Origin of the sequence: Anaerococcus ihuae, from assembly GCF_928368155.1 — a bacterium.
GTDB lineage: Bacteria > Bacillota > Clostridia > Tissierellales > Peptoniphilaceae > Anaerococcus > Anaerococcus ihuae.
The window spans coordinates 1,054,858-1,081,271 of sequence record NZ_CAKMRU010000001.1 but is presented as its reverse complement, the minus strand read 5'-3'; the positions used below and the strand labels follow the sequence as shown (position 1 = coordinate 1,081,271).

23 protein-coding genes are annotated in these 26,414 nt (G+C 29.9%); 17 read left to right on the top strand and 6 right to left on the bottom strand.

Annotated elements, in window-relative coordinates:
* Window positions 1–142: 142 nt before the first annotated feature.
* The 3 genes from L6653_RS05235 (at window position 143) to mgtE (ending at window position 3,449) form a co-directional block, all read left to right on the top strand.
* Window positions 143–727, top strand: coding sequence for a DJ-1 family glyoxalase III (locus tag L6653_RS05235; RefSeq protein WP_236785816.1), 585 nt, complete (start codon window positions 143–145; stop codon window positions 725–727).
* Between the two features lie 153 nt (window positions 728–880).
* Window positions 881–2,086 (top strand): S41 family peptidase, encoded by a 1,206-nt coding sequence (locus L6653_RS05230; protein ID WP_236785815.1) that lies wholly within the window; start codon window positions 881–883, stop codon window positions 2,084–2,086.
* A 4-nt stretch (window positions 2,087–2,090) separates the two neighbouring features.
* Window positions 2,091–3,449, top strand: coding sequence for a magnesium transporter (mgtE, locus tag L6653_RS05225; RefSeq protein ID WP_236785814.1), 1,359 nt, complete (start codon window positions 2,091–2,093; stop codon window positions 3,447–3,449).
* 659 nt (window positions 3,450–4,108) lie between these two features.
* Here the strand turns inward: mgtE and L6653_RS05220 are convergent.
* The 4 genes from L6653_RS05220 to L6653_RS05205 form a co-directional block, all read right to left on the bottom strand.
* The gene (locus L6653_RS05220; protein WP_236785813.1) at window positions 4,109–5,347 is read right to left on the bottom strand and encodes a YkvI family membrane protein; all 1,239 of its coding nucleotides are present in this window, start codon (window positions 5,345–5,347) and stop codon (window positions 4,109–4,111) included.
* 82 nt (window positions 5,348–5,429) lie between these two features.
* On the bottom strand, window positions 5,430–6,362 hold the full coding sequence (locus L6653_RS05215; protein ID WP_236785812.1) for a 1-phosphofructokinase family hexose kinase: 933 nt from the start codon (window positions 6,360–6,362) through the stop codon (window positions 5,430–5,432).
* Between the two features lie 47 nt (window positions 6,363–6,409).
* Window positions 6,410–7,789 carry a UDP-N-acetylmuramoyl-tripeptide--D-alanyl-D-alanine ligase gene (locus L6653_RS05210; RefSeq protein WP_236785811.1) on the bottom strand — a complete coding sequence of 460 codons (1,380 nt, stop codon included), beginning with the start codon at window positions 7,787–7,789 and terminating at the stop codon, window positions 6,410–6,412.
* On the bottom strand, window positions 7,786–8,832 hold the full coding sequence (locus L6653_RS05205) for a D-alanine--D-alanine ligase family protein (RefSeq protein ID WP_236785810.1): 1,047 nt from the start codon (window positions 8,830–8,832) through the stop codon (window positions 7,786–7,788). The genes L6653_RS05210 and L6653_RS05205 overlap by 4 nt, the downstream gene beginning before the upstream one ends.
* 171 nt (window positions 8,833–9,003) lie before the next feature.
* Here L6653_RS05205 and pepD point away from each other — a divergent pair, with 171 nt between their 5' ends.
* Window positions 9,004–10,422, top strand: a complete 1,419-nt coding sequence (pepD, locus tag L6653_RS05200; protein WP_236785809.1) for a beta-Ala-His dipeptidase — start codon at window positions 9,004–9,006, stop codon at window positions 10,420–10,422.
* A gap of 395 nt (window positions 10,423–10,817) precedes the next feature.
* Here pepD and L6653_RS05195 read toward each other — a convergent pair whose 3' ends face one another.
* Window positions 10,818–11,987 (bottom strand): IS110 family RNA-guided transposase, encoded by a 1,170-nt coding sequence (locus L6653_RS05195; protein WP_236785121.1) that lies wholly within the window; start codon window positions 11,985–11,987, stop codon window positions 10,818–10,820.
* 557 nt (window positions 11,988–12,544) lie between these two features.
* Here L6653_RS05195 and L6653_RS05190 point away from each other — a divergent pair.
* The 7 genes from L6653_RS05190 to L6653_RS05160 all read left to right on the top strand — a co-directional run bounded on the left by L6653_RS05190 (window position 12,545) and on the right by L6653_RS05160 (window position 18,275).
* Window positions 12,545–12,811: an HPr family phosphocarrier protein gene (locus L6653_RS05190; protein WP_058990024.1), complete on the top strand. Its 267-nt coding sequence runs from the start codon at window positions 12,545–12,547 to the stop codon at window positions 12,809–12,811.
* 417 nt (window positions 12,812–13,228) lie between these two features.
* Window positions 13,229–13,960, top strand: coding sequence for a Fe-S cluster assembly ATPase SufC (gene sufC / locus L6653_RS05185; RefSeq protein ID WP_236785808.1), 732 nt, complete (start codon window positions 13,229–13,231; stop codon window positions 13,958–13,960).
* Window position 13,961: 1 nt separating this feature from the next.
* The gene (gene sufB, locus L6653_RS05180; RefSeq protein WP_236785807.1) at window positions 13,962–15,377 is read left to right on the top strand and encodes a Fe-S cluster assembly protein SufB; all 1,416 of its coding nucleotides are present in this window, start codon (window positions 13,962–13,964) and stop codon (window positions 15,375–15,377) included.
* Complete coding sequence (locus tag L6653_RS05175) at window positions 15,377–16,423, top strand: SufD family Fe-S cluster assembly protein (protein ID WP_236785806.1); 1,047 nt, start codon at window positions 15,377–15,379, stop codon at window positions 16,421–16,423. The genes sufB and L6653_RS05175 overlap by 1 nt, the downstream gene beginning before the upstream one ends.
* Window position 16,424: 1 nt before the next feature.
* Window positions 16,425–17,645 (top strand): cysteine desulfurase, encoded by a 1,221-nt coding sequence (locus tag L6653_RS05170; protein ID WP_236785805.1) that lies wholly within the window; start codon window positions 16,425–16,427, stop codon window positions 17,643–17,645.
* Window positions 17,645–18,079: a Fe-S cluster assembly sulfur transfer protein SufU gene (gene sufU / locus L6653_RS05165; protein WP_004839286.1), complete on the top strand. Its 435-nt coding sequence runs from the start codon at window positions 17,645–17,647 to the stop codon at window positions 18,077–18,079. Before L6653_RS05170 ends, sufU begins: the two co-directional genes overlap by 1 nt.
* On the top strand, window positions 18,069–18,275 hold the full coding sequence (locus tag L6653_RS05160; RefSeq protein WP_236785804.1) for a hypothetical protein: 207 nt from the start codon (window positions 18,069–18,071) through the stop codon (window positions 18,273–18,275). Before sufU ends, L6653_RS05160 begins: the two co-directional genes overlap by 11 nt.
* A 25-nt stretch (window positions 18,276–18,300) precedes the next feature.
* Here the strand turns inward: L6653_RS05160 and L6653_RS05155 are convergent, their stop codons facing one another.
* The gene (locus L6653_RS05155) at window positions 18,301–19,125 is read right to left on the bottom strand and encodes a Cof-type HAD-IIB family hydrolase (RefSeq protein ID WP_236785803.1); all 825 of its coding nucleotides are present in this window, start codon (window positions 19,123–19,125) and stop codon (window positions 18,301–18,303) included.
* A gap of 87 nt (window positions 19,126–19,212) precedes the next feature.
* Between L6653_RS05155 and L6653_RS05150 the strand changes: the two genes are divergently transcribed.
* The 6 genes from L6653_RS05150 to L6653_RS05125 all read left to right on the top strand — a co-directional run bounded on the left by L6653_RS05150 (window position 19,213) and on the right by L6653_RS05125 (window position 26,342).
* Window positions 19,213–20,370 (top strand): LCP family protein, encoded by a 1,158-nt coding sequence (locus L6653_RS05150; RefSeq protein WP_236785802.1) that lies wholly within the window; start codon window positions 19,213–19,215, stop codon window positions 20,368–20,370.
* A gap of 11 nt (window positions 20,371–20,381) precedes the next feature.
* Window positions 20,382–21,401, top strand: a complete 1,020-nt coding sequence (gene fni, locus L6653_RS05145; RefSeq protein WP_236785801.1) for a type 2 isopentenyl-diphosphate Delta-isomerase — start codon at window positions 20,382–20,384, stop codon at window positions 21,399–21,401.
* Window positions 21,402–21,490: 89 nt separating this feature from the next.
* Window positions 21,491–24,049: a S8 family serine peptidase gene (locus tag L6653_RS05140; RefSeq protein ID WP_236785800.1), complete on the top strand. Its 2,559-nt coding sequence runs from the start codon at window positions 21,491–21,493 to the stop codon at window positions 24,047–24,049.
* Between the two features lie 291 nt (window positions 24,050–24,340).
* Window positions 24,341–24,973, top strand: a complete 633-nt coding sequence (locus L6653_RS05135) for an NfeD family protein (protein ID WP_236785799.1) — start codon at window positions 24,341–24,343, stop codon at window positions 24,971–24,973.
* Window positions 24,964–25,905 carry a flotillin-like protein FloA gene (floA, locus tag L6653_RS05130; protein WP_236785798.1) on the top strand — a complete coding sequence of 314 codons (942 nt, stop codon included), beginning with the start codon at window positions 24,964–24,966 and terminating at the stop codon, window positions 25,903–25,905. The genes L6653_RS05135 and floA overlap by 10 nt, the downstream gene beginning before the upstream one ends.
* Window positions 25,905–26,342, top strand: coding sequence for a hypothetical protein (locus L6653_RS05125; RefSeq protein WP_236785797.1), 438 nt, complete (start codon window positions 25,905–25,907; stop codon window positions 26,340–26,342). Before floA ends, L6653_RS05125 begins: the two co-directional genes overlap by 1 nt.
* Window positions 26,343–26,414 lie beyond the last annotated feature (72 nt).

Below are 26,414 nucleotides of genomic sequence, written 5' to 3'. Positions count from 1 at the left end.
TTCATGCCAAAATACACAAAAGTATTTATTTAAAGAAACATCTCGACCGAGTTTAGCGAGCGGAGAAATCTCAAATTTTTGTATATTTTTAAAATAAGTATTTAAAATCATATTTAGGGTATATTTTTATTAGGAGGAATTTATGGATAAAGTTTTAGTTTTTTTGGCGGATGGTTTTGAGGAGGTTGAGGCTTTAACTATTGTTGATTACCTTAGACGTGTTGGTATTTTTGTTGACACTGTTTCTATAAAAAATGATTTTTTTGTTAATGGTTCTCATCAAATTATTGTTAAGGCTGATAAATTGCTTGATGATATTAATTTGGATGATTATAATTCCCTTTATATTCCAGGAGGAACAAAGGGTGCTGAAAGATTAAGGGATGACCAAAGGGTTATTGATATAGTTAAAAATTTTGATAAAAATGAGAAAATAATTGCTGCAATTTGTGCAGGACCGATTGTTCTTGAAAGAGCAGGAATTGTTTCTGATAAAAGAGTGGTTTCTCATCCAAGTGTAGAAGGTGATTTAAAAAATATTGGAAAATATGAAAAAGACCAGCTTGTAGCCCAAGATTCTCATATCTTAACATCAAGAGGGGCCAGTGCAAGTATTTATTTGTCTTTTAAATTGATAGAAAAAATTTTAGGAAATGATGCGAAAGAAAAATTAAAACCTGGAATCCAACAAGATTTTATTGAAAATTATTTTTCTTTTAAGTATTAAAAATTAGGCTGGAAAAATATTTTTCCAGTTTTTTATTGGAAAATTTCCTTTATTTAAAAAAAGCTTTAGATGTGTTAAAATATAAGAATACTGATAGGTATTTTATTTTAATAAAAGCTTTTTTTGGGCTTTTAAATTTTAATTGGAGGTATTATGAAAAAAATTGGTAAGGTTTTATTGGCCTTTTTATTGGTTATTGGTATTGGCTTTACGGGTTTTACTCTTGGTAAAAATTCGTCTAAGGACAATCCTCTAATTTCTAAAGATAATCAAAAGCATATGGCTCAAATGGAAGCTATGAAGGAATTGATTGATGAAAATTTTCTTTTTGATTATGATGATAAACAATTGTATGACGGATCTTTGAAGGGTATGTTTGAAAACTTGGGCGATCCTTATACTGCTTATTATACTAAAGATGAATTTGATAAACTTATGGAAGATGTTAATGGGAAATATGCTGGTATTGGTGTGGCTGTCCAAGCCAGTGAAGAAGGATATATCAAGGCGATTTCTGTTTTTGATGAATCTCCTGCAAAAAAAGCTGGTATTAAGGTTGGAGATTTTATAACCAAGGTTGATGATGTGTCTTATTCTTCTGAGCAATTGGAAGAGGCTGTATCAAAAATCAGGGGTAATGTTGGCGAAAAGGTCAAAATTACTGTTCTAAGAAAAAATGATGAGGGCAAGGCTGAGGAAAAAGATATTGAAGTTGAAAGAGCCGATGTCAAAGTTGATACTGTTGAAAGCAAAATTGTAGAAAAAGATGATAAAAAAATTGGATATATTAAGCTTAAACAATTTGAAGATGTTACTAAGGAAGAATTTGCCAAGGAATTAAAGGCTGTTAAAGATGCAGGCGCTGAAGGTATTGTTATGGATCTTAGAAACAATCCTGGTGGAAATCTTGATGTTTGTCTTGCAATTGCTGATACATTTTTGGATGAGGGTGTAATTGTTTCAACTGTTGACAAAAAAGGTGAAAAAATAGTTGAAAAAAGTGATAAGGAAATGGACAAGACTCCTATGACTGTTCTTATTAATGAAAATTCTGCCTCAGCGTCTGAAATTTTGGCTGGAGCTTTTAAGGATAGAAATAGGGCAAAAATTGTTGGAAAAACTTCTTTTGGCAAGGGGATTGTTCAAAAACTTTTCCCACTTGATGATGGATCTGGGGTAAAAATTACAATTAGCGAATATTTTACACCAAATAAAACAAAAATTCACAAAATTGGTGTAAAACCAGATATAGAAGTTGAAAATAAAAATGAAGACAAGGCTTTGGACATTGAAAAACTTGATGAAGATGACCAATTCAACAAGGCACTTGAAACATTGTTAGAAGAAATTAAGGGGTGATATTATGAATAGCTACAACAGCGAGCTTAGGATTGAAGAGCTAAATGAACTTTTGGCAAAAAAAGATATTCCAGCTCTAAAGGATTCTTTGAGAAGAACCAACCCAGTAGATATAGAAGAATTTATGTCTGAGCTTGATAGCGAACAAAGTCTTATAGTCTATAGGCTACTTAGAAAAGATGATGCTGCAGAAGTTTTTGCGGAATTAAAACGTGATGGAAAGCACAGACTTCTGACATCGATCACAGATCCTGAACTTGATGCTATAGTTAAAGCCCTAAATTTTGATGACGTTATAGATACTCTTGAAGAAATGCCGGCAACTGTTGTTAAAAGAATTTTGAGAAATTCTGATGCGGAAATGAGAAAAAAAGTAAATCAATTTTTACAATTTCCAGAAGATTCTGCTGGTAGTTTGATGACAACAGAATTTGTAGAAGTAAATCCAGAAATGACCTGCCAAGAAGTTTTGGATAGGATAAAAAAAGTAGGTTCTACAAAAGAAACAATATATACTTGTTATGTAACAAATAATACAAAATCTTTATTGGGATATGTTTCACTAAGGTTGATTGTAACAAGCTCATTGGATACAAAAGTTAAAGATTTGATGTATGAAGATGTAATTAGCGTGGAAGCCTATGAAGACCAAGAAGACGTAGCAAAAACTTTTAGAAGATACGGTTTTACTGCTCTTCCAGTTGTTGATAGTGAAAGAAGATTGATTGGAATAATTACAGTTGATGACATCATGGACGTAATGGAACTTGAAACAACAGAAGACTTCCAAAGAATGGCTGGTACTACACCGGACGAAGAAGAGTACTCAAGCACATCAGCCTTAAAACTTGCAAAAAATAGATTGCCATGGCTAATGTTTTTGATGGTATCGGCATCATTTACATCAACAATTTTAAAATCAAGTCAAAGGGTAATAGAATCAATAATTGCCCTAAATATGTTTATACCAATGCTAACCGACTCAGGCGGAAACGCAGGAAGTCAATCATCAACCCTAGTAATACGCGGAATGGCGACAGGCGATGTTGAACTTGAAGATTGGTATAAAGTAGTTTTTAAGGAATTTGAAGTTGGAGTAATAGTTGGACTAGTAATGTCAATTTTGGCATTTTTGAAATGTTTATTATTTGATCATGTGGCAATGGAAGTTGCAGGGATTGTAGGAATAACAATTTTTGCAATAATAATTATAGCAAAAGTTGTAGGTGCCCTACTTCCAATGGGAGCCAAAAAATTAGGCTTTGACCCAGCAATAATGGCAAGTCCACTAATTACGACCATAGTAGATTCAATAGGACTTATTTGTTATTTTGAAGTTGCAAAAATAATAATGGGAATATAGAAATTAGCTTACTTTGATTAGTAAGCTTTTTTATTTTAGAAATTTTTAGAGATAAAATTAAATTTATTTCTAGAATCTAGAATAAAGTATCCCATCTCGAACTATGTAAGAATTGGATAGATCTCAATGATTTGGTAAATTTATGGATATAGTTAATAAAAGAGATCTCTCGACTAGGCTCGAGATGGGTAAATTTTTTATGAAATTAAAAACTGAAGAATAAAAATGAGTTGAAAATTTAATTATAAGAATTTAGAAAGAATCAAAAAAAACCTAATCTTTAGCGAATAAAAGCATTACTAAAAACCATCTCGACCGACTGAAAGGAGTGGAGAGATCTCATGGATTTGGTTAATTTATGGATAAAGTTAATCAAGGGATCTCTCGATTACTAAAACTCGTTTGCATTGCAAACTTTTCCGTGTTTTCACACTGGTTTTAGGGATAAATGTGCCAAATCAAGGCACATTTATCAGCTCGAGATGGGTAATATTTTGCTTTATATTTGAGCTAAAGTTTTAATTTTCATAAATAATTTTTTTTTACAAAACTTGTAATATAAATATTTCTTTAATTATTTGAAATCACAAAAATAATTTTTAAAGATTAAAAAAATACCAGATTTATAAGCTTTATTACTTATTTATCTGGTATTTTTACTATTCTTCTTCGTCTTCTAATTCTTCTTTTACTTCTTCATGGACGGCTTCTTTTATATCTTTATTGTCTATTATTGAGTTTTCTGCAAGTCTGTTTAGTTTGTCTTTTTCCATTTTTCCAAATTCTAAATCATCGTCGAGTTTTCTTCTTGTAAGAACGGATATGGCAAATCTTCTTCTGATTTCGCGTTTTATTTCTTCTCTTTCTCTAAACCAAGCTATTACTAGAATTATTGTAAGGATTAATCCAAGATATCCAAGGATTGGATATAGAATTGACATTAATTTTTTAAAGCCTAAAAATGAAAGTCCAAAGCCCATTAGGGTAAATACTATTAGGTTTCTTCGAAATTTATTTTCTGTATCTGAAAATCTTCTTGCTGCTGAATAAAATAGGGAAATGGATGAGTTGAAAATCATTCCAAATATTATTAATGACATTATAAGTCCTAATACTGGTCTTACATTTTGCAAAACAACTTGCATTGGTATGTCGGCATCTTTTATTTGTGGCAAATTAAAAAATAGGGTAAAGCCAACAAGGGCTGTTAGAATTGCAACCATAAGTCCTCCGAGCATTCCTCCAAGTCCGGCTTCGGCTGAATCTGTTTTACTTCCTCCAAGTACAAATGCCATAGAAATTCCACTAATCATACATAAACCAAAATAATTTAGGGTGGAAAGGGCTATGTTTGGTAGGGGAGATTTTACTGCTTTTCCAATTTGATCAAGACTTTGCCAATCTGGTTTTATTGTTGCAAAGGTAAAAATTCCTCCGATAATTGCGAAAATAATTATTAATGGTGTAAAGGCTCCTATTACTTTTGTAACTTTGTCAAAGTCTAACATTCCTATTACAATTATAAGGATTGTACAAATTAATGATCCAACCCATGGTTTAAAGCCAAATTGTTGGTTTAAATTTGAACCTGCTCCAGCTATCATTACAAAGCCCATCAAAAAACAATTTATTATTAGGGCGTAATCCATAAATTTTGTCATATATTTGTTTGAAACTTCTTCAAGAACATCGATGTGACTTTCTGCCAAATAATGCGAACCAAGTTGAAGGATTATTCCTCCGACTAAGATGTGTAGGATTCCTATGGCTGCTAGTCCAAAAAGTCCAGCTTTTCCAAAGGAAATAAAATATTGCATAAGCTCTTGTCCACTTGCAAGTCCTGCTCCAGTCAAAACTCCAACATAGGCAAGCATTATGCTTACAGTTTTTTTGTTCATTTTTTCTCCTTTTATAAATTTTTTAAAATAAGTATAGGGACTGTTGCTTATTATTCATAGTTTTGCAAGAGTCCCTTTTTGTTTAAGAAAATTGGTTTATTACAACTTTTGGTATTATTTTTTCTATTTCTTCTCTTGTTGGAAGATCTAGAACTTCTGCTGTTGCTGTTGCGGATGCCACGGCAACTTTGTAAGCTTCGATTGTATCGCTTGACCTTACCAAAGTTCCTATAAATCCACCGATCATTGCATCACGACAGGCTACAGAATTAACTACTTCATTTATGTGAATTTCTTCAGAAATATATGAGTGGCCATCTTTATTAAAGAACATAGATCCTTTTTTTCCATAGGAAACTATGGCATTTTGGGCTCCCATTTCTATAATTTTTTTGCCATACTTGTCCATATCTTCTATTGTTTCAATTTTTGTTTTAAAAATTTCCATCAAATCTTCTACGTTTGGTTTTACAAGAATTGGACCTTCTTTTATTACTGCTGGTAAATACTCTGCTGGAATATCTGCAATAAATTGAGACCCGTTTGCTTTTGCTATTGAAACCATCCTTGAGTAGATATCTTCGTCAGCTTTTTCTTCCATTTGTGGGACTGATCCTCCCATAACAATGGTATCTCCTTCGCCAACTCTTGATAAATAGTATAAAAGTTCATCAACCTCGTAGTGGCTTACGTTTGGTCCTTTGGAATTTATTGTTGTTTCTTCATTATCCAACAATAATTTTATATTTGTTCTGCTTTCTTCTTCAATATTTACAAAATCGGTCATGATATTTTCTTTATCAAGCCATTCTTCGATAAATTTTCCTTGGTGGCCGCCTATAAATCCTGTTGCAACTGTTGGGATTTTTAATTGGGATAAAACTCTTGAAACGTTAAGAGCTTTTCCACCTGGAAGGGTAAATTCATCAGAAACATGGTTTTTATCACCAATATTTAGGTTTTTCACTTCTAAAATTACATCTACTGATGGGTTTAAGGTAACTGTGTAAATCATAATTCCTCCAAATTCTTATTTTCTTTTCTATCTTTTCTAATATTACTTTACACTCTTATATCATAAATTGCTTCTATAACTTCTTCCATGTGAAGGCCTCTAGATCCTTTTACAAAAACTAGGCTTGATTTTGTGATGAGAAGTTTTAATTTATCGATTAGGTCATTTTTATTTTCAAAATAAAAACTCCTATCTTCTGGGAAATTTTCTAGACTTGCTCTGTACATTTCTTTACAAAGTGGGCCATAAAATAAGCAATAATTTATTTTTTTTGGGTCTATATCAAGTCCTGACTTGTAGTGGAGATTTTTTTCTCCATCACCAAGCTCTAACATATCTCCCAAAACTACGATTTTATTTAAATATCCATCCAAATATCCTGCAAGCTCAAGCCCTTGTTTTAAAGATTGAGGATTTGATTTGTAGGCATCATCAAGAATATCAAAGCCATTTCTTTCAATTAATTCATTTCTGTTTGCATTGTTACTTGCAAGAGAAAGACCCTTGTTAATTTCTTTGTAGGAAAGATCAAATAATTTTCCAATTAAAACTGCCAAGGCACCGTTTAAAACTTGATGAGATCCTAAAAGTGGTACTGTATAATCTTCATTATCATAGGTGAATTTTGTGTAGGTGCTTGAAAATTCTTTTGGACTTACTTTAAAGTCAACTCCAGTGCTTGTTCCAAAACTTATAGTTTTTTGTTTAATATCGTAAGATGGGAGAATTTTTTTTAATATTTCATCATCGCCATTATAAATAAAAATTCCATCATCTTTTAGGCCTTCAAGAATTTCAAGTTTTGCTTTTGCGATTCCTTCTCTTGATTTTAACTTTAAAAGATGGGCATCGCCAATATTTGTAATCATTGCCATATCTGGTCTTGCTATATGAGTTAGTTCTGAAATTTCCCCAAAATCTTCTGTTCCCATTTCAACTACGCCGATTTGTGTATCTTTTGAAAAATCCAAAAGTGTTAGGGGAAGACCTATGTTGTTATTGTAATTTCCATGGGTTTTTTGAACCTTGTATTTTTCTGATAAAACCGAATGAATCAAGTTTTTACTTGTTGTTTTTCCATTTGAACCGGTGATTGCAATGATTTTTATATCAAGTTCATCCCTGTAGGCTTTTGCCAGATCTTGTAGGGCTTTTTTTGTATCAGAAACTTTTACATAAGGAATTGAAACTGATTTTGGAATTTTATAATTTTCATCAATCAAAAATGCAGGGGCCCCAGAATTCGCACATTCTTCAATAAATATTCTCCCATCAAATTTTTCTCCAACTATTGGAATGTATAGATTATCTTTTTGTATTGTACGAGAATCTATAGAAACTCCCTTGATTTTTGTATCCTTAAATTTATCATCAGAAATTTCTCCGCCTAGCATTTTTGCAATTTCATCTAATCTTTTTTCAATCATTTAAATCTCCTTTTTTGAAAAGTTTTGAATCCTTCATCAATTAGCATATCTAGGATATTTTGAAATTCTAGGCCAAAACTAATTTGGCAAAGCCTTGCAAAAAATGAAGTAGGGGTGAAACCTGGGAAGGTATTTATTTCATTTATATAAAATTCATTATCTTTTAAAAATACATCAACTCTTGCAAAACCTTGACAACCACAAGCCTTGTAGCATTTTTTTGCAAATTCTAACAAGTTCTTTTCAAGTTTTTCATCCATTGGATAAGGAAGCATCTCCTTTGTGCCCTTATCAAAATATTTTGCATCATAATCAAGGAAAATATGGTCTGTTACATAGGCACCAGGTTTTGATGCTTTTAAATCATTATCTCCAATTATGGCAATTTCTACTTCTTGACCGATAATCGCCTCTTCTATTAGAATTTTTTCATCATATTTTAATGCTTCTTTTCCAAATTTTAAAAGATCTTCAATATTTTCTGCCTTGTTTACTCCAACTGATGATCCGTTCGCTGAAGGCTTTACAATCATTGGAAATTTTATATATTCCTCACATTTTTTTGCAAAATCTTCATCAAAAGATTCTTCATTTGCATAAAGATATCTTGCTTGTTTTAATTTATTTTTTTCGAAAATGTCATTTGCAGTAACCTTGTCCATACAAACAGAAGAAGACAAGAGTCCATTTCCAATATATGCCACATCGATTGCATCCAAAAATCCTTGGATTGTTCCATCTTCCCCGTAGGTTCCGTGAACACATGGAATAATTATTGTTTTGTCCTTGTCCTTATCTTTTAATTCTAAAAGAAAATCAGAAATTGATTCGAGAATATTTTCCTTGCAAGTTTTTACAAGATCAAATTCGTCTTTTGTATCTATAAAATCAAAAGCTTTTGAAAATCTTCCTTTTTTGTCAATATATACAATTTTTAAATTATATTTTTCTTTGTCTAAATTTTTTGAAATATTAAGGGCACTTCTTAGGGCAATATCATGCTCACTTGAAGGTCCACCGCATAATAAATAAGTATTAATCATTTCTTTCTCCATCTAATTTTATATAAAAATTTTACTACATATTGGAAATTAGAGCAAATAAAAGGAGAATTAATTGCTTTGAAATAAATATTTATTATTTTATTTTAAATTTTTTCATTTTTATTTTTGCAATTCAAAGTATAATGGATAAAGAAAATATTAGGAGGATTTATGGAATATAAAGATTTACAACCAAAAGAAGTTTTTCATTGGTTTAAAGAAATTTCAAATATACCAAGAGAAAGCGGAAATGAAAAAGAAATTTCAGATTTTTTGGTAAATTTTGCAAAAGAAAGAAATTTAGAATATTGGCAAGATGATGTTTTGAATGTATATATAAAGAAAGAAGCAAGCAAGGGTTTTGAAAATTATCCAGAAGTTTTACTCCAAGGACACATGGATATGGTTTGTGTAAAAGAAAACGGATCAGACCACGATTTTTCAAAAGATCCAATTGAACTTGTTGTAGATGGCGAATGGATTCGTGCAAACAAGACAACTCTTGGGGCAGATGATGGAATTGCAGTTGCCTATGCTCTTGCAATTTTAGATGATGAAAAAGTTTCACATGGACCAATTTCTGTTTTAATTACAACAGGAGAAGAAACTTCCATGGTTGGAGTAAATAATCTAGATACAAAAAAATTGGGAAATCCAAAATATTTATTAAATATTGACAGCGAGGAAGAAGGAATTTTAACCATTGGTTGTGCTGGAGGAATGGATATAAAATATTCATTTGAAAAAGAATACGAAAAAAAAGACGGAGAATTTATTTCAATAGAACTTAAAAATTTCCAAGGTGGCCATTCTGGAATGGAAATTGATAAGTACAGATTAAACGCAATCAAGGGTCTCGTAAGAATTATAAACGAATTAGACTCATATAAAATCGGAAAAATTTCAGGTGGAGTAAAAAGAAATGCAATTCCATCAGAAGCATTTGCAATAATAGAAGTAAAAAATGCAAAAGATGCTATAAAAAATCTTTCAAAAGTAAAAGATGAAATTCTTCACGAATACAAAAATTCTGATCCAAAAGGTGAAATTATAATAAAAGAATGTCAATTTGATGGAGAAGTTTTAACAAAAGACCTATCAGAAAAAATTGTAAAAGCAAACTTGATCGTAGCAGATGGTCCAGTTAAAAAATACGATGGAAATCTTGTAACAAGCTCAAACCTTGGACTAATTGAAGAAGATGAAGAAAAAATCACCTTTACAATTCTTGCAAGAAGCGAAGTAACATCAGCTAAAAGATTTAGACGTGATGTAATTAAAAACCAAGTGGAACTTTTTGGAGCGAAAGTTGAAAGCCTAAACGAATACCCTGGTTGGGAAAGAGAAGACAGTGAACTTTTGGAGATAATGAAAAATGTTTGGGAAAAATTAAATGGAGAAAAACCACAAGTTTTAACAACTCACGGTGGACTTGAATGTGGACTTCTAAAACAAGATATGAAAGAAACTCAAATGGTTTCCTTTGGTCCAGAAATCCAAGGAGCTCATTCACCAGAAGAAAGAGTAAATATTAAATCAACAGAAAATAATTATAAATTCTTGGTAGAAATTTTAAAAGAATTAAAATAAAAATAAGAGGCTTCGGGCTCTTAGAGCGTAGACAAAGTCAGTTTAATAATTCATTAATAAATCAAAAACAAAATTACGCTATAACCCATCTCGACTAGATTATTGTGCCTTGATTTGGCACAATAATCCCTAAAACTAAGTGCGAAAGCACGAAGAAGTTTGCGAAGCAAACGTGTTTTAGTGTGAGTGAAACGAACGCATGGAGACTAACTATCGGATGTCAAGAAAAAAATAAAAAAATCAAACTAATAAAAATAGGTTTATATTTTATGAATATTCATTAAATATGAACCTATTTTTCTATTAAATATGAGATTTAAATATAAAATAACATAAAAATGAGCATAGTAAACAAACCATCAAGCTTGATGGTTTAAAATATTCTAATATTATTTTTAAACTTTACTCACATATACTTCATTTTCTTTCAATAAATAGAATATTACCCTAACCAATTTTCTTGCTACATGAGTAAGAGCCACATAATGATGTTTTCCCTCAGCCTTCTTTTTTAAATAATATTCTTTAAAAACAGGTTCAATTTGACTAATAATAAAAGCAGCCTTAAACAAACTATCACGCAAATAAGAACTACCTCTTTTACTCATAGTACTAAAAGAAGAATGAAAAGTCCCAGATTGACTTATAGAAGGATCCAAACCAACATAAGCCAACAACTTAGAAGAAGAATCAAATCTGTTAATATCCCCAATTTCAGAAATAATAGTAGGACCAAGTTCAATACCAATACCAGGAATACTCATAATAGGACTATTAATATCATCAAGTAAAGGCTTAATCATTACATTAATCTCATCAATTTTCCTATCCAAAAAATACAAATAATCAATAGACTGTTTCAATTGAAAAGAAACAGAATAAGAAAAATACCCAATAGAATTTCTAGCAGCATCCCTAATAATCAAAGCCTTATCCTTAGAATAAGCACCTCTAGATGCATTCTTAATTAAATTAGAAAGCCTAGTAATATTAGCCTTAGAAATTTCATAAGCAGAAGAAAACTCATAAAGGATAGCAAGAACATACTTAGAAAAAACATCATTACAAACATTACAAAGTTCAGGAAAAACAATATCCAAAAAAGAAACAATAGAGTTTTTTAATCTAGACCTATCCCTTTTCAAAATAGACTTATACCTACATAGTGACTTAAGATCATAATTATGATAAAATTCAAAAAGAGTAGGATTAGAATCACAGGTAGTTTTTAAAAGCTTAGCAATGAAGAAAGCATCAACCTTATCAGTTTTAGTATTTCTAAAACTATCAGCTCTTCTAAAAAGACAAGTTTGAAAAGGGTTAAAAAAGTGAATATTAAAATTCAAATCAAGAAGAAATCTAGATAAGTTGAGATGATAATTACCAGTATATTCTAATCCTATTCTAATATTATCCCTATCATAAGAAGAAAGTTTATCAATTAAAAAATCAAAACCCTCTCTAGAATTCTTAATTTCAAAATGTTCCCCCATATCAAAATTATCCCCATCAGAAAGAAAACAGTTATGTTTAAACTTAGAAACATCAATTCCCAAAAAAATCATAAAAACCTCCGAAAAAAATAGTTGTGCATCCACATAAGAAATGTCATGTAACCTTGTACAATAAAGCGTCAAGCGCTATCTAACTAATAAACAAAAAAACATAGCTATGTGGTTGTAGTCTCCATGAAATAGTCAAAGCTATAGAGATATCAAACATTCCACAACACTATGTTTAGTGTATAATATTCTATTGTAAATTTCCATAGAATGACTACAACTATATGATACAAGAGATCTCACGAGATTTCTCGACTCACTATGTTCGCTCGAAATGAAAAAAAATTTAGTTTGTCAATAGACTTAGAGGCTTCGGCCTCTTTATATTTTTGCTTATAAGAAATATAAAATATCCTTGTATAAATTTCATTAAATGCTATAATATTTAAAGACAAGGAAATCATTTTCTATAAAATTAATATTTTTTTAACCATGTATTTTAAAAAAATCAAGTATTGTATTTTATTAGGAAAACGTGTATAATAAATTTAAGTTAAAGAATTATAGTTAAAAAAATAACATTTATAAATTTTAATTTATCAACAATTAATGGAGGAAATATGTACGAGGAAAAAGTTACACTTGTAAATGAAATCGGTTTACACGCTAGGCCTGCTTCCATATTTATCAGAGAGGCTGTAAAGCATGCGTGCGATATAAATGTAGAAAAAGAAGGTAGAGTTTATAATGCAAAATCAATAATGTCAGTTTTATCTATGAGCGCTGGCAAGGGCGAAGAAATAGTAATTAAAGCCCAAGGCGATGGAGAAGAAGAAGCTGTAAAAAGCCTTGTTGATTTGGTTGAAAATAAATTAAGTAATTATTGAAAGTTACATTAGAGAGTAAAAAGTCTAATTATAAATAATGAATAATTTTTTATAATTAAATTATGCTTTACAATCTCTAATAACTAGATGTGTTAAATCGGGATAAATAAGTGAAACGGGCGGTTATCTATCTTTTCGAAATGGGAAAATTGTGGTTAGGTACACTCTAAAGTGATTATTAAAAATTACATAATAATTTTTAGAAATAATTTAATATTTATGGGAGAGCACTTTTTTAAGTGCTTTTTCTTGGAAAAATTTAAAAATATGAAAATAAATAAAATATAAAAATTGCAAATATTGTCAAAATTTTCATATTAGAATGTTAATATTTCAAGTTTTGACAATCCGTACTAAAGCAGTATACTTTAAATGTATATAAATTTATTTTCTCAAAATATAAAAAAGAGGTAAGCGATGAAAGAATTATTAAAAGTTGAAAATTTACATGTTTCAGTTGGAGATACTGAAATATTAAAAGGTATAAATTTAAAAGTTAATGCTGGAGAAGTTCATGTAATAATGGGATCAAATGGTTCAGGAAAATCTACATTAATGAACGCCGTAATGGCAAATCCAGTTTATGATGTAACAGAAGGAAAAATATTTTTTGAAGGTGAAGATATTACAGATCTTACAACTGATAAAAGAGCAAAGGCAGGAATTTTTATGTCTTTCCAATCACCTGATGCAATTAATGGTGTAAAACTTAGAGATTTTCTAAAGCAAGCAAAAGAAGAAGTAACAGGAAAAAAACCATCAATTTTAGGTTTCAATAAAGAACTTACAAAGGAAATGGATGATTTAAAATTATCTGAGGAATATGCAAACAGATATGTAAATGTTGGATTTTCTGGTGGAGAAAGAAAAAAATCTGAAATTTTGCAATTAAAAATTTTAAATCCAAAACTTGCTATGCTTGATGAAACTGATTCAGGACTTGACGTTGATGCGGTAAGAATTGTAAGTGAAGGAATCAAAAATTATTTAAATGAAGATAATGCAGTTATAGTTGTAACTCACCACAATGAATTATTGGAAAATATTGATGTAGATTATGTTCACGTTTTAAAAGATGGAGTAATCAAAGAAACATCTGATTCAAGTCTAATGGAAAAAATCGAAAAAGAAGGATACGAGTGGGTTTAAAATGACAGAAAAGAAATTTGATGAATCAACTTTTAAGGATATAGACAGGGGTATTTATGATGTCATTGACAAATTTGAATACTCAGACATTTCCGACAAGGGTTTGAATAAAGAAATAGTAGAAGAATTATCAAAAAAGAAAAATGAACCAGAATGGATGCTAAAAAGAAGACTACAATCTCTTTTAATTTTTGAACAAACTGATAATCCATCATGGGGACCAGATCTTTCTGAATTAAATATGGAAGATATCACAACCTATGTTAAGCCAAAAACTGATAAAAAAAGCAATTGGGATGCTTTGCCAGAAGAGATAAAAGATACTTTTGATAGGCTAGGAATTCCTCAAGCTGAGCAAGAATCTCTTGCAGGAGTTGGGGCTCAATATGATAGTGAGGAAGTTTATCATTCAATTCAAAAACATTTGTCAGATCAAGGTGTAATTTTTACAGATTTTGATACAGCTTTAAAAGAACATGAAGAAATTGTTCATAAATATTTTCAAAGAGCAATTCCACCAACCCTACACAAATATGCAGCTCTTCATGGAGCAGTTTGGTCTGGTGGTTCTTTAATTTATGTGCCAAAGGGAGTAAATGTTGATATTCCTCTCCAATCTTATTACAGGTTGAACGCTCCAGGAGCTGGACAATTTGAACACACAATGATCATTGCAGAAGAAGGAGCTAAAGTTCATTTTATAGAAGGATGCTCTGCACCAAGATATAATGTTGTAAATCTTCACGCAGGAAGTGTAGAAATTTTTGTTCACAAAAATGCTGAAGTTAGATTTTCTACAATAGAAAACTGGTCAAGAAATATGTACAACCTTAATACAAAAAGAGCAATTGTTGAAGAAAACGGTCAAGTTGAATGGATTTCTGGATCTTTTGGTTCAAAAGTTTCAATGCTTTATCCAACCACAATTTTAAATGGAGAAGGAGCAAGAGCAGAATATACAGGAATAACCTATGCATCAAACGGTCAATATATTGACAATGGCTGTTCAATGATTCACAACGCACCAAACACTTATTCAACTGCTCTTACAAAATCCATTACTCAAGGAAATGGAAAATCAATGACAAGATCTTATGTAAAAATTGGCAAAAATGCCAAGGGCTCAAAGTCAACTGTTGATTGCGAAAATTTGATGTTATCACGCGAATCAAAGTCAGATACAATTCCAACTCTTGATATCAGAAATGATGAAGTTGATTGCGGACACGAAGCAAAAATTGGTTCTCTTGACCAAAAACAAATATTTTATTTAATGAGTAGGGGAATTCCAGAAAACGAAGCAAAATCTATGATTGTAAGAGGATTTGCAGAGCCGGTTGCAAAAGAATTGCCATTGGAATATGCAGTTGAGATGAATAATTTGATTGATATGGAATTGGAAGGAGCAAATGGCTGATGGAAAAAGTAAATGTAATGAGAGAGCCTACTTGGTCATACACCAAGCTAAATTATAGCAAAAAAGCTCCAAGTTTAAACGAAAAAAAAGATTATAAAAATTTTGAAAGTTCAAATAAAGAAAATAAATCTTTAGATGAAATTTTTAGGGAAAAAAATTACGGACTTTCAAAAGATTTTTTAATAGAAAATAAAAATTTTAATAATTTAGATATTTATAGGGATATTGATGGAGAAAAAGATTTAGAATTTATAAACCTAAATCTTGACCAAAATTCAAATCAATTGGTTAATAAGATTGATATAAATGCAAAAAAAGGATCCAAATCTTCATTTTTAATTAATTTTTCTCAAAGTGATGGGGATTCATCTTACCTAAATTCTTTAATAAGGGTAAATCTTGAAGAAGATTCTTTTGTAAAATTGGTTGTAGTTGTTGATTTATTAGGAAATTCTATTAATTTACAACAAATTTCATCAATTATAGGTGACAGGGCAAATTTTGATATTTCTTATATTGAACTTGGTGCAGACAAGTCTTATGTAAATATTAGAAATTTCCTTGATGGAGAAGAATCAAATCTTGAAGAAAATGGAGTTTATTTCAAACAAAATGATGACTTTTTAGATATTGGTGCCTTCAATGACCACAAGGCAAAAGTTACAAAATCAAATTGTATGTTTAACGGTGCCCTTAAAGGAAAAGCCGAAAAAAGATGGAAGGGTGTTGTTGATCTTAAAAGAGGTTGCGAACACGCTGATGGAAAAATTGGAGATTATGCAGTAATGTTAAGTCCAGATGCCATCAATAGGTCTGCTCCAGTTTTATTAAATGAAGAAAAAGACGTAGCAGGGGAGCACGCTGCAAGTGTGGGAAGATTTGATAAGGCCATGTTATTTTATATAATGAGCAGAGGATTTTCAAAAAGAAAGGCTGAAAGTTTGATGCTTGAAGCAAATTTTGCCCCAACAATTGATAAAATTGATCATAAAGAGTTGAGAGAAAAAGTAAGATACAAAGTTCATGCAATGAATACGAGGGATTAAGATGGATATAGAAAAAATAAGAAAAGAATTTCCATTTTTGGACGAAAAAAATACTGGAAAAAAAGTTATTTACCTAGATTCTGCGGCAACTAGCCAAAATCCTATTTCAGTTATAAATGCTCAAGCTGATTATTACAAATATTCAAATGCAAATCCTCACAGAGGTGCTCACTTTTTATCTTGGAAGGCGACAGAAGCTTTTGAAAATACGAGAGAAAAAGTTAGAGATTTTATAAATGCACAAAGATCTGAAGAAATAATTTATACAAGAAATGCGACAGAATCTTTAAATCTTATTGCTTATTCTTATGCGAGAGAAAATTTGAAAAAAGGTGATGAAATTGTAATTTCAATTTTAGAACACCACGCAAATTTGGTTCCTTGGCAAAGAGTTTGCAAGGAAACTGGGGCAATTTTAAAATATGTTTATTTGAATGATGATTATTCTTTAAATTATGACGAGTTAAAAGAAAAAATCACAGAAAAAACAAAAATTGTTTCAATTACAGCTTCATCAAATGTGACTGGAGAGATGACTGATCAAAAATTAATTACAAAACTTGCCCATCAAGTAGGAGCAATTTCAATTGTTGATGCTTGTCAACTTGCTCCTCATAAAAAAATTGATGTAAAAGATTTGGATTGTGATTTTCTTGCTTTTTCTGCCCACAAAATGTATGGACCAATGGGAATTGGAATTTTGTATGGAAAATATGATTTGCTTGAAAAATTAAAACCATATAATCTCGGCGGCGATATGATTGAATATGTTTATGAACAAGAATCTACTTTTGCAAAACCTGCCCAAAAATTTGAAGCGGGAACACAAGATGTAGGTGGGGTTGTAGGTCTTTCTGCTGCAATTGATTTTATAAATGAAATTGGTCTAGAAAATATTTATGACCATGAAAATAAACTTGCAAGATATGCTTACGATTTGATTAAAGACATTGATCATATAAAAGTATTTTTCCCAGAAAAAAGAAATACAGGATCAGTTGTAGCCTTTACTTTTGATGATATTCATCCACACGATGTTGCAACAATTTTGGATATGAAAGGAATTGCTGTAAGAAGTGGCCATCATTGTGCTATGCCACTTCACACTTACCTTGATGTATCATCAACTTGCAGAGCTTCGTTTGCAATATATAATACTAGAGAAGAAGTAGAATATTTTGCAAAAGAGCTTAAAAATGTAAGAAAGGTGATGGGACTTTAATGGACTTAAATGATGTTTATACTCAAGTAATTCTTGAAAATTCTAGAAATCAAAAAAATAAAAGAAATTTAGAAAATCCAGATATAAAAGAGCCAGGACACAATCCTTCATGTGGAGATGAAATTGTTTTGGAATTAAAACATGACGGAAATGTAATAACAGAGGCAGCTTTTACGGGACACGGTTGTGCAATAAGCCAAGCTGCAACTTCTGTAATGTGTGATGAAATTGTTGGAAAAACAATTGAAGAAGCAAAAGAGATGGCAAAAATTTATATAGGAATGATAAAAAGAGAAGATATAAGCGATGAAGATTTGGAAAAAATTGGAGATGCTGCAGCTTTCCAAAACATTTCAAATATGCCACAAAGAGTAAAATGCGCTCTTTTATCTTGGAAAACTTTGGACGAAGTGATAGATAAAGATGTCAAATAATAATATTTTCAAAGATTATAGGTTATTAGAATTTGTAACAAGTGCAATAACTTTTGTGCTTTTGATAATCCTAACTATAATTCAATATATAAGTGACAAAAAATATTGGTGGATAATTTTATTAGTATCAATATTAATGGGCGCAAACGCCTATGTAAAATACAAAAAATTTAAAGATAACAAAAAGCATTCTTAGAAAAAATCTAGGAATGCTTTTAAATTTAAAATTTTTCAAAATTATTTTCTATTAATTTTTCTATAACTTCTCCAACTCCTGCCTTATTATTCGATAAGGTTATATAATCTGCGTGGGGTTTTAGGTAATCGTTGGCGTTTTCCATTGCTACAGAAAATCCTGCCATATCTAGCATAGGAATATCATTCATTTCATTTCCAATTGCCATAATTTCATCGATTTTAAAACCGAGTTTTTCGCTCATTAATTTTATGGCATTTCCCTTGTTTGCATTTTTGTTCATAACTTCAATTAAAACAGGGGCAGTTTTTGCGTAGTAATAATTTTCATTTACAAATTTTGGCATATTGTCCATGACTTTTTCAATATTCCAAGGCCAGCCCATAACTAAAAACCTACCAAAATTTTTATCTTCATCAAAATTTTCATAGGGAATTTTTTGAAGTTTTAATTTTGTTATAAAAGAATCAAGTCTTGTCAAAATATTTGGATTTTTATGTCTTGTATAAAAACTATCATCATCCATGGCTGAAACTTGAACTTTAAAATCTTTCAAAGATTTATCAAGTGCGATTAAATCTTTTGGTTTTTGGAAAACTCCTGTAATTACTTCCTTAGTGTGGTTGTCAAAAATATATGATCCATTTTGGGAAATTGAAAAATGACCTTCATGTTCTAGGTCGAGTTCTTTGACATAAGGAAGAATTCCAGAAAATGGTCTTCCACTAACAAGGGCTATGTGGGCACCCATTTTTTTTGCCTTTAATATCATTTTTTTATTTTTTTTAGGAAGACGCCTTGTATTAGTAAGCAAGGTTCCGTCTATATCAATTGTTATTAGTTTAATCATAACTTGATTATATCATATATTTTTACATTTTCTTATTTTTATTAAGACTTCTTTTATGCTATAATTACAAGATGAGAAGGAGATATTATGAAGTTTAAAAGATTTTTGATTACAGTTTTTTTAGCATTTTTTGTTTATTTTACTTCGAATGCTTATTTAAATAGATTACAAGACAAAAAAAATATAAAAGATTATGGAACGGAAGCAGCTGTTAGCAATAAAGGAAAAAAAGTAGATGATGAAATACTTGTTCTTTTGGTTGGAGTTGATGCAAGCCAAAATAAAGAAAACCTTGAGCCAACTAGAACTGATACGATTATGCTTTGTAAAATCAATTCTAAAACTGGAAAAGTTGATCTTTTGTCAATTCCAAGAGATTCTAGGGTGAAAGTTAGGGATGAGTTTACAAAAGTAAATCACGCCCATGCTTATGGTGGAATTGAACTTACCTTAAAAACTTTGAGAGATTTTTTGGGTCTTGATATAGATTATTATGCTGAAGTTAATTTTGATGCAGTTAAAAATATAGTTGATGGTATGGGTGGAGTTAATTACAATGTTCCAAAAGGTGTTAAAATTGATGAAGATAACACTCATATAAAACCAGGAATGAATAAAATGAATGGTGAAGATGTATTGTGGTATCTTAGAACTAGAAAAATATATGAAAATGCTGATCTTGGAAGGGTTAATGCTCAACAACAATTTTTAAAAGCTATGGTAAATGAAATGGTAAGAAAATCAGAATCAATTAGTATGACTTCTTTGGTTGAATCTTATTTTAAGGATGTAAAAACAAATCTACCAATGGCTACAATACTTGATATGGCTAGTAAAATTTCTAATTTTTCTTCAGATAAATTTTCAACTTACACAGTTCCAGGAACTCCAAGTATGATTGATGGTGTAAGCTACTATATACCAGATTACGAAAAAACTTGGGAGATAGTTGATAAAGTATTTTCAAAATATAAATTGAAAAATTGGAATAAGGAAGATAGCTGGTACAGAGAATATGAAAATTTTGGATTTTCTAACGATGAAAACTTATCAAATGAAGATTATCAAAATTTGAATGAAAATCATCAAGAAATTCAAAAAGATCAAGATTTAGAAAATCAAAATGATTTTGGAGAAAATGAAGATGATTACCAAGAAGATGATTTGAATGAAGAAGAGACAGATATAATTGATGATAGAAATTATTTTGACGATGATTTGAATAGTTTTACGGATGATAATTAATAGGTGAAATAATGGATGAAAAAAGAAGAGAAAGAAAAGACGAACATATTGAAAATTATCTCAGAAGTGAATTTAGGTCAAAAACTTTACTAAACAATGTTTATATTGAACATAATGCTTTGAGTGATGTAAATTTTGATGAGATTGATACATCGATAGAATTTTTGGGTGAGAAAATTTCTATGCCGGTTATGGTAAATGCCATGACAGGAGGAACAGAAATAAGTGAAGATATCAACGAAGATTTATCAAATATTTGCAGAGAATTAAATATTCCCATGGCAGTTGGAAGCGAATCTATTGCCATAAAAGATTTAGAAGCTAGGAGATCTTTTTCTCTATTAAAAGAGAAGGAAGATATAATAAAAATTGGAAATCTTGGTTGGGAAAATAATTTAGAAAATTTTGAATTTGCAAAAGACTTGATTGGAGCAAAGGCGGTTCAAGCCCATCTTAATGTAGCTCAAGAGCTTGTTATGGATGAAGGAGAAAGAGATTTTTCCAATAATTATAAAAATTTAGCAAATATCAGTAAAAATCTTTCGGTTCCACTTATTGTAAAAGAAGTTGGTTTTGGCATGAGCAAGGATGTTGGTCAAAAACTTTTGGATTTAGGAGTAAAATATATTGATGTTGCTGGAAAAGGCGGAACAAATTTTATAGAAATTGAAGATATGAGAATATTTGATAAGGATTATTCAGAATTTTATTCATGGGGAATTCCTACAGCAAAATCAATTCTTGATGTAAGGAGCTTATCAGATGATTTCTTTTTGATTTCAAGTGGCGGAATAAGAAATGCAAGTGATGTTTGTAAGTCTATAATAATCGGTGCAGACATGTGTGCAATTTCTGGAGAAGTTTTGTCCTTTCTTTTAAGAGGCGATTATGATTATGCCTTAAAATATTTAAAAGAACTTCAAACAAAAATAAAAATATTCATGGCTCTTGTTGGAGTTAAAAATATAAAAGAATTAAAAAATGTACCATATAAACTTACTGGAAGGTTAAAAGAATTAGTAGAAGATTAGGAGAAGAGATTCTCCTTTTTTTTACGTTTTAATATATGAAAAATATTTATTTGTTGTTATAATAAAAGAAAATACAAGGAGAAAAAGGCATGAAAAATTTGAAAAAGATATTAATAGGACTTATAGTTGCTTTATTTAGTTTTATATTAGTATATTTTGTAAAAGATTTTTATAAGTCAAATAAAATAGTAACCAATAATGACAAAAATGCAAATAATACCGAAGTAGTGTCAAATGAAAGTTCAAATAAAAAAGTAAAAGCAAAGTATGTTGAAAAAAAGATTTCAATGAAAGAAAATTATCCAGAAAAAAGTCAAAAATTGGAATTTTCCGACAAGAAAAATTTTTTTACAATTCCTGGAAAAGAAAATATTAAAGAAGATGAGTTTGGGGAATATGTTGATGGGGAAATTTTAGTTGATGTAGATTTAAATAAGTTTGATGAAAAAATATTTGATAAGTACGCTGCGAAAATCGTAGGAAAATGTGACATTTGGGGTGGTTACCAAATAAATATTCCAAATAAATCAAGTAAAGAACTTGAAAAAATTTCTGAAAAAATCAAAAAAGAAAAGGGAGTTTTAATATCTGAAGTTCATAGGCTAGTTCCTCTTAAAAATAATGATTATTCATATCCAAATGATAAATTTAAAATTGAAAAAAATGAAAAAATAAAAGAATACGATGTAAATAACTTATGGGAAAATTATGATATAGAAGAAGGCATAAAGATAGATAAAAATTCCAAAACTGAAATATTATATGATGATCCTTATTGGTCCTATAAAGTTACTAATTTAGCTTATATGTGGAAAAATCTAGATTATAAAGAAGAGGCTCAAGTTGGAGTATTTGAAAATGGAAAAATAAGTAATTTTCTAAACTTAAATAAAATATTAAGAGAGGATTTGAATTATGAAAATTTAAATCCAAAGGACTTAAAGGATGAGTCGGCTAAAGAAAGTGTTAAAAAAGGATACAAAGAAGCTAGTAATGATGAAAAACTTCATACCTATTTAGTTTCTTCAACTCTTGCAGCAAAGCACAATGATATAGGTTTTTCTGGAGTTGGAAAAAATGTAAAAATTTATCCGACCTTATTTGATCCTTCTTTACTTTCTTATTTGATATCTTATAGGATAGATCAATCTAATAATAAAATTAAAATTTTTAATATCAGCTGGGCCTTAATACCAGATTCTTTATATTATCTTAATGCTAGTAATAAAGACATAAAAAAAGATTTTAATAATGAAAAATTAAAAAAAATTACTAAATATAATGAAAATGTAAATTCGCAAAATGTAGAAGAATATGCTGATTATATCAAAAATTATTTTGAAAATACAAAAGATAGGTTGAATTTAGGTCTTAAAGGATTGGAAAAAGATGATAAAGATTTCTTGATTGTAAAAGGTGCAGGAAATGAAGGAGAAGAGATTAGAACGATAGAAAAATATTCAAATGTTAGAATAAAAAGGACAAGTCGATTAAAGGAATTAGATGAAAATTTAAAAAATAGAGTGATTGTTGTAGGGGCAGCTGCACCATATTTTAAACATAATAAAAAATTAGACTTTGCTAATTTTTCAAACACTGATAATGTTGATATAGTTGCTCCAGGTATTAGTATTCCAGGATATAATCAATATGGAGAATTTGTTTTGTGGTATGGAACTTCAGCATCAGCTCCTTTTGTAGCAGGACTTGCAGCAAATCTATATAGTGCCTATCCTGATAAAATGAATGGTGAAATTGCAAAAGAATTAATAGTTAAGTCTGGAAATATTGAAGTAATAGATGAATTTAATGGAGAGAATTCAAAACTTGTTGATGCAAAAAAATTAACTGAACTTGCTAAGAAAGAATTTGAAGATAAAAAAGAAGAAAAAAAGACCAAGGATAAAAAAATAATAAGAGAGAATAAAAGTGATGATAATAAAAATAATGAAGGAAATTTAAAACAAGTTGAAAATGAAGATACTCCTTCTTCCTCCAAAGACAATCAAAAAAATTCTCCTAGTAATGATGGTGATAAAAATATGGCAACAGAAAATTCATATAAAATAATTCAAGATGGAAAAGATCAAGGAGAAATTTCAATTTTGGATATGGGGGATGTCCATTTTATTGATGTTGATAAATTAAATGAAATTTATCTGAAAGATTCCCCTTATTTTACAGATCCTCAAGATTTAGATATTAGAAATAAATTTTATGAAATATTGGAAGAAAATAATGGAAAATATATAAAAGAAAATTCTGATGGATCATATTATTTTGGCTTGTTCCCTGGAAATATTGATGTTCCAGAAAATATGCCAAATTATTCTTATCAATATTTTCCAGAATACGGGGTCTTCTCATTTGGGTATAAAGATTATATGAAAGAAGAAGATATCTATTTTCTTAAAAGCAAATATGCAGGAATAATTTATAATAATAGATTGTATGTTGAAGCTGATTGGCTTTATTGGTGGTTTGGTTTTGATATGGATTATTCAATTGATTCTAAAAATAAAATTTTAAAATATAATACTGAAGGCCACGATATAGGTCAAGAGGGTGTTGATTATATTAAAATCTCAACACAAAATTATAATTCGCTTGAAGAGTTGTTGGAAGATAATTTTGAAAAAATAAATTGAAAGTAAAAATAAAGTAAAATTTTTAGAGAGAAATTTTTTCTCTTTCAGACTGTTGACAAACTAAAAATTTGACCATTTCGACCGAGTGCAACGAGCGGAGAAATCTCATGAGATCTCTCCATGCGTTCGTTTCACTCACTTAGTCGAGATGGGTTATAGCGTAGAAACTATTAATGAATTATTAAACTAACTTTGTCTACGCTCTGAGAGAGAAATTTTTTCTCTCTTTTTTTATTTATTTTTGGGTATAAAATTAATGTAAATATATAATTTAATCAAGAAAGGAGTTTTATGCTAAGTGATATTTTATTAGCCCTATCTTTTAGTCTTGCATTTATTTGTATTGTGGCTATATTTTTTACAGACAAAAAAATATTATTTGGTCTTGTAGCTCTTGGTCTTTTTATTTATTTTTATAAAACGGGCCTTGATAGGGGCGAGGCTGATCTCATAACCATAATAGCTTTTATTTCTGGTATTTTATTACTTGTTATAGAGCTATTTACACCTAGTTTTGGTATTTTGGGAAGCTTGGGAGTGATTTTAACCATTTATTCTCTAATGGATTCTTTAAATAATTCTTTATTTGGAATAATAGTTTTATTAGTCACTGCAGCATCAGTTTTTATAAGTGTTACAGTTTTTATAAAATTAGGATTTTCTGCAGATTTATTTAATAAGTCAATTTTGACAAATACTCAAACTAAGGAAAGGGGATATAATTCAAAAAAAGATTACACTTATCTTTGTGGAAAAAAAGGAAAAACAATCAGTATTTTGAGACCGACAGGTAGGATAATTATTGATGGGAAAATCTATGATGGTAAAACTTATGGAGATTTCATCAAAAAAGATGTAGAAATAGAAGTAGTTGAAATAAAAGATGGACATATTTATGTTAAGGAGGATAGAAAATGCCAATAATAATTCCAGCTTTAATAGTAATTTTTGTAATAGTTTTTTTATCACTTGTACCGATTGGACTTTGGATTACAGCAAGATCATCAGGAGTTCCAGTTTCAATGGGATCTCTTGTTGCGATGAGATTTAGAAGAATTAATCCAAGTAGAATAATTTATGCATTGATTAAATCACATCAAGCAGGTATACAAATTACAAGTTCTGATTTAGAAAGTCATTTGCTTTCTGGTGGAGATGTAAACCAAGTTGTAGATGCTTTGATTGCTGCTGAAAGGGCAAATATAGATTTGACTTTCCAACAAGCAGCCGCAATGAATCTTGCAGGAAGAAATGTTTTTGAAGCTGTTCAAGTTTCTGTAAATCCAAAAGTAATAAATACACCAACTATTGCAGCCGTAGCAAAAAACGGAATTGAAGTTAAAGTTATTGCAAAAGTTACTGTAAGAGCAAATATAGAAAGACTTGTAGGAGGGGCAGGAGAAGAAACAATTATAGCAAGAGTTGGAGAAGGAATTGTAACAACAGTTGGTTCATCTCACACTCACGCAGAAGTTTTAGAAAATCCAGATAATATTTCCCAAACCGTTTTGGAAAAAGGACTTGATTCAGGAACTGCCTTTGAAATTTTATCAATTGATATTGCAGATGTTGATGTAGGACGAAATGTTGGGGCAGAATTACAAAGAGATCAAGCAGAAGCTGATAAAAATATTGCCCAAGCAAAAGCCGAAGAAAGACGTGCCCAAGCAATTGCTCTTGAACAAGAAAACAGGGCGAAAGTTGTTGAAGCCCAATCAAAGGTACCACTAGCTATTGCCAAAGCACTTGAAAGTGGAAATCTTGGAGTTTTAGATTATTATAATATGAAAAATATCAACGCCGACACTCAAATGAGAAATAAAATATCAGAATCTGATAGTAGAGATGAATTTTAATGGCAAAAGATAATTTTAAAACCAAGTTTTATAAATTTATTTACAAACTAGACAAAGAAAATAATAAAGCAGAAGGAAAAGAAACTCCTGATTTTGATACTTGGTTAAAAAATATAGAGAAAAAAGAAAATAATAATCTAAAAAAACCAAAAAACAAAATGGCTTTTGGAAAGGCAATGTCATCTCTTGCACAAGATCCAAAAAAAATCCATAAAAAATCTTATGAAAAAACTTATCAAGAAATTGAAAGAGAAAATAAAAAAAGGGCATATTACGATAAGATAAAAAAAGAAAAATTAAATAAAAATTCAAAAAAAATTTCCCAAAAAATTGAAAATAATTTTTCAGATGATGAAAAAATAAAATTAAATAAAAATGAATTAAAAAAGGCTATAATTTATTCAGAAATAATAGGAAAGCCGAAAGCTAAAAGATGAGTTTCTCATCTTTTTTCTTTTGCCATTAAGATGGTATAATAATCTCAAAGGAGTGATTAAAATTAAGGAAAT

Coding starts and splice junctions, on each gene's coding strand:
- L6653_RS05235 (WP_236785816.1), top strand. CDS start 143: ATGGATAAAGTTTTAGTTTTTTTGGCGGATGGTTTTGAGGAGGTTGAG.
- L6653_RS05230 (WP_236785815.1), top strand. CDS start 881: ATGAAAAAAATTGGTAAGGTTTTATTGGCCTTTTTATTGGTTATTGGT.
- mgtE (WP_236785814.1), top strand. CDS start 2,091: ATGAATAGCTACAACAGCGAGCTTAGGATTGAAGAGCTAAATGAACTT.
- L6653_RS05220 (WP_236785813.1), bottom strand. CDS start 5,347: ATGAACAAAAAAACTGTAAGCATAATGCTTGCCTATGTTGGAGTTTTG.
- L6653_RS05215 (WP_236785812.1), bottom strand. CDS start 6,362: ATGATTTACACAGTTACCTTAAACCCATCAGTAGATGTAATTTTAGAA.
- L6653_RS05210 (WP_236785811.1), bottom strand. CDS start 7,789: ATGATTGAAAAAAGATTAGATGAAATTGCAAAAATGCTAGGCGGAGAA.
- L6653_RS05205 (WP_236785810.1), bottom strand. CDS start 8,832: ATGATTAATACTTATTTATTATGCGGTGGACCTTCAAGTGAGCATGAT.
- pepD (WP_236785809.1), top strand. CDS start 9,004: ATGGAATATAAAGATTTACAACCAAAAGAAGTTTTTCATTGGTTTAAA.
- L6653_RS05195 (WP_236785121.1), bottom strand. CDS start 11,987: ATGATTTTTTTGGGAATTGATGTTTCTAAGTTTAAACATAACTGTTTT.
- L6653_RS05190 (WP_058990024.1), top strand. CDS start 12,545: ATGTACGAGGAAAAAGTTACACTTGTAAATGAAATCGGTTTACACGCT.
- sufC (WP_236785808.1), top strand. CDS start 13,229: ATGAAAGAATTATTAAAAGTTGAAAATTTACATGTTTCAGTTGGAGAT.
- sufB (WP_236785807.1), top strand. CDS start 13,962: ATGACAGAAAAGAAATTTGATGAATCAACTTTTAAGGATATAGACAGG.
- L6653_RS05175 (WP_236785806.1), top strand. CDS start 15,377: ATGGAAAAAGTAAATGTAATGAGAGAGCCTACTTGGTCATACACCAAG.
- L6653_RS05170 (WP_236785805.1), top strand. CDS start 16,425: ATGGATATAGAAAAAATAAGAAAAGAATTTCCATTTTTGGACGAAAAA.
- sufU (WP_004839286.1), top strand. CDS start 17,645: ATGGACTTAAATGATGTTTATACTCAAGTAATTCTTGAAAATTCTAGA.
- L6653_RS05160 (WP_236785804.1), top strand. CDS start 18,069: ATGTCAAATAATAATATTTTCAAAGATTATAGGTTATTAGAATTTGTA.
- L6653_RS05155 (WP_236785803.1), bottom strand. CDS start 19,125: ATGATTAAACTAATAACAATTGATATAGACGGAACCTTGCTTACTAAT.
- L6653_RS05150 (WP_236785802.1), top strand. CDS start 19,213: ATGAAGTTTAAAAGATTTTTGATTACAGTTTTTTTAGCATTTTTTGTT.
- fni (WP_236785801.1), top strand. CDS start 20,382: ATGGATGAAAAAAGAAGAGAAAGAAAAGACGAACATATTGAAAATTAT.
- L6653_RS05140 (WP_236785800.1), top strand. CDS start 21,491: ATGAAAAATTTGAAAAAGATATTAATAGGACTTATAGTTGCTTTATTT.
- L6653_RS05135 (WP_236785799.1), top strand. CDS start 24,341: ATGCTAAGTGATATTTTATTAGCCCTATCTTTTAGTCTTGCATTTATT.
- floA (WP_236785798.1), top strand. CDS start 24,964: ATGCCAATAATAATTCCAGCTTTAATAGTAATTTTTGTAATAGTTTTT.
- L6653_RS05125 (WP_236785797.1), top strand. CDS start 25,905: ATGGCAAAAGATAATTTTAAAACCAAGTTTTATAAATTTATTTACAAA.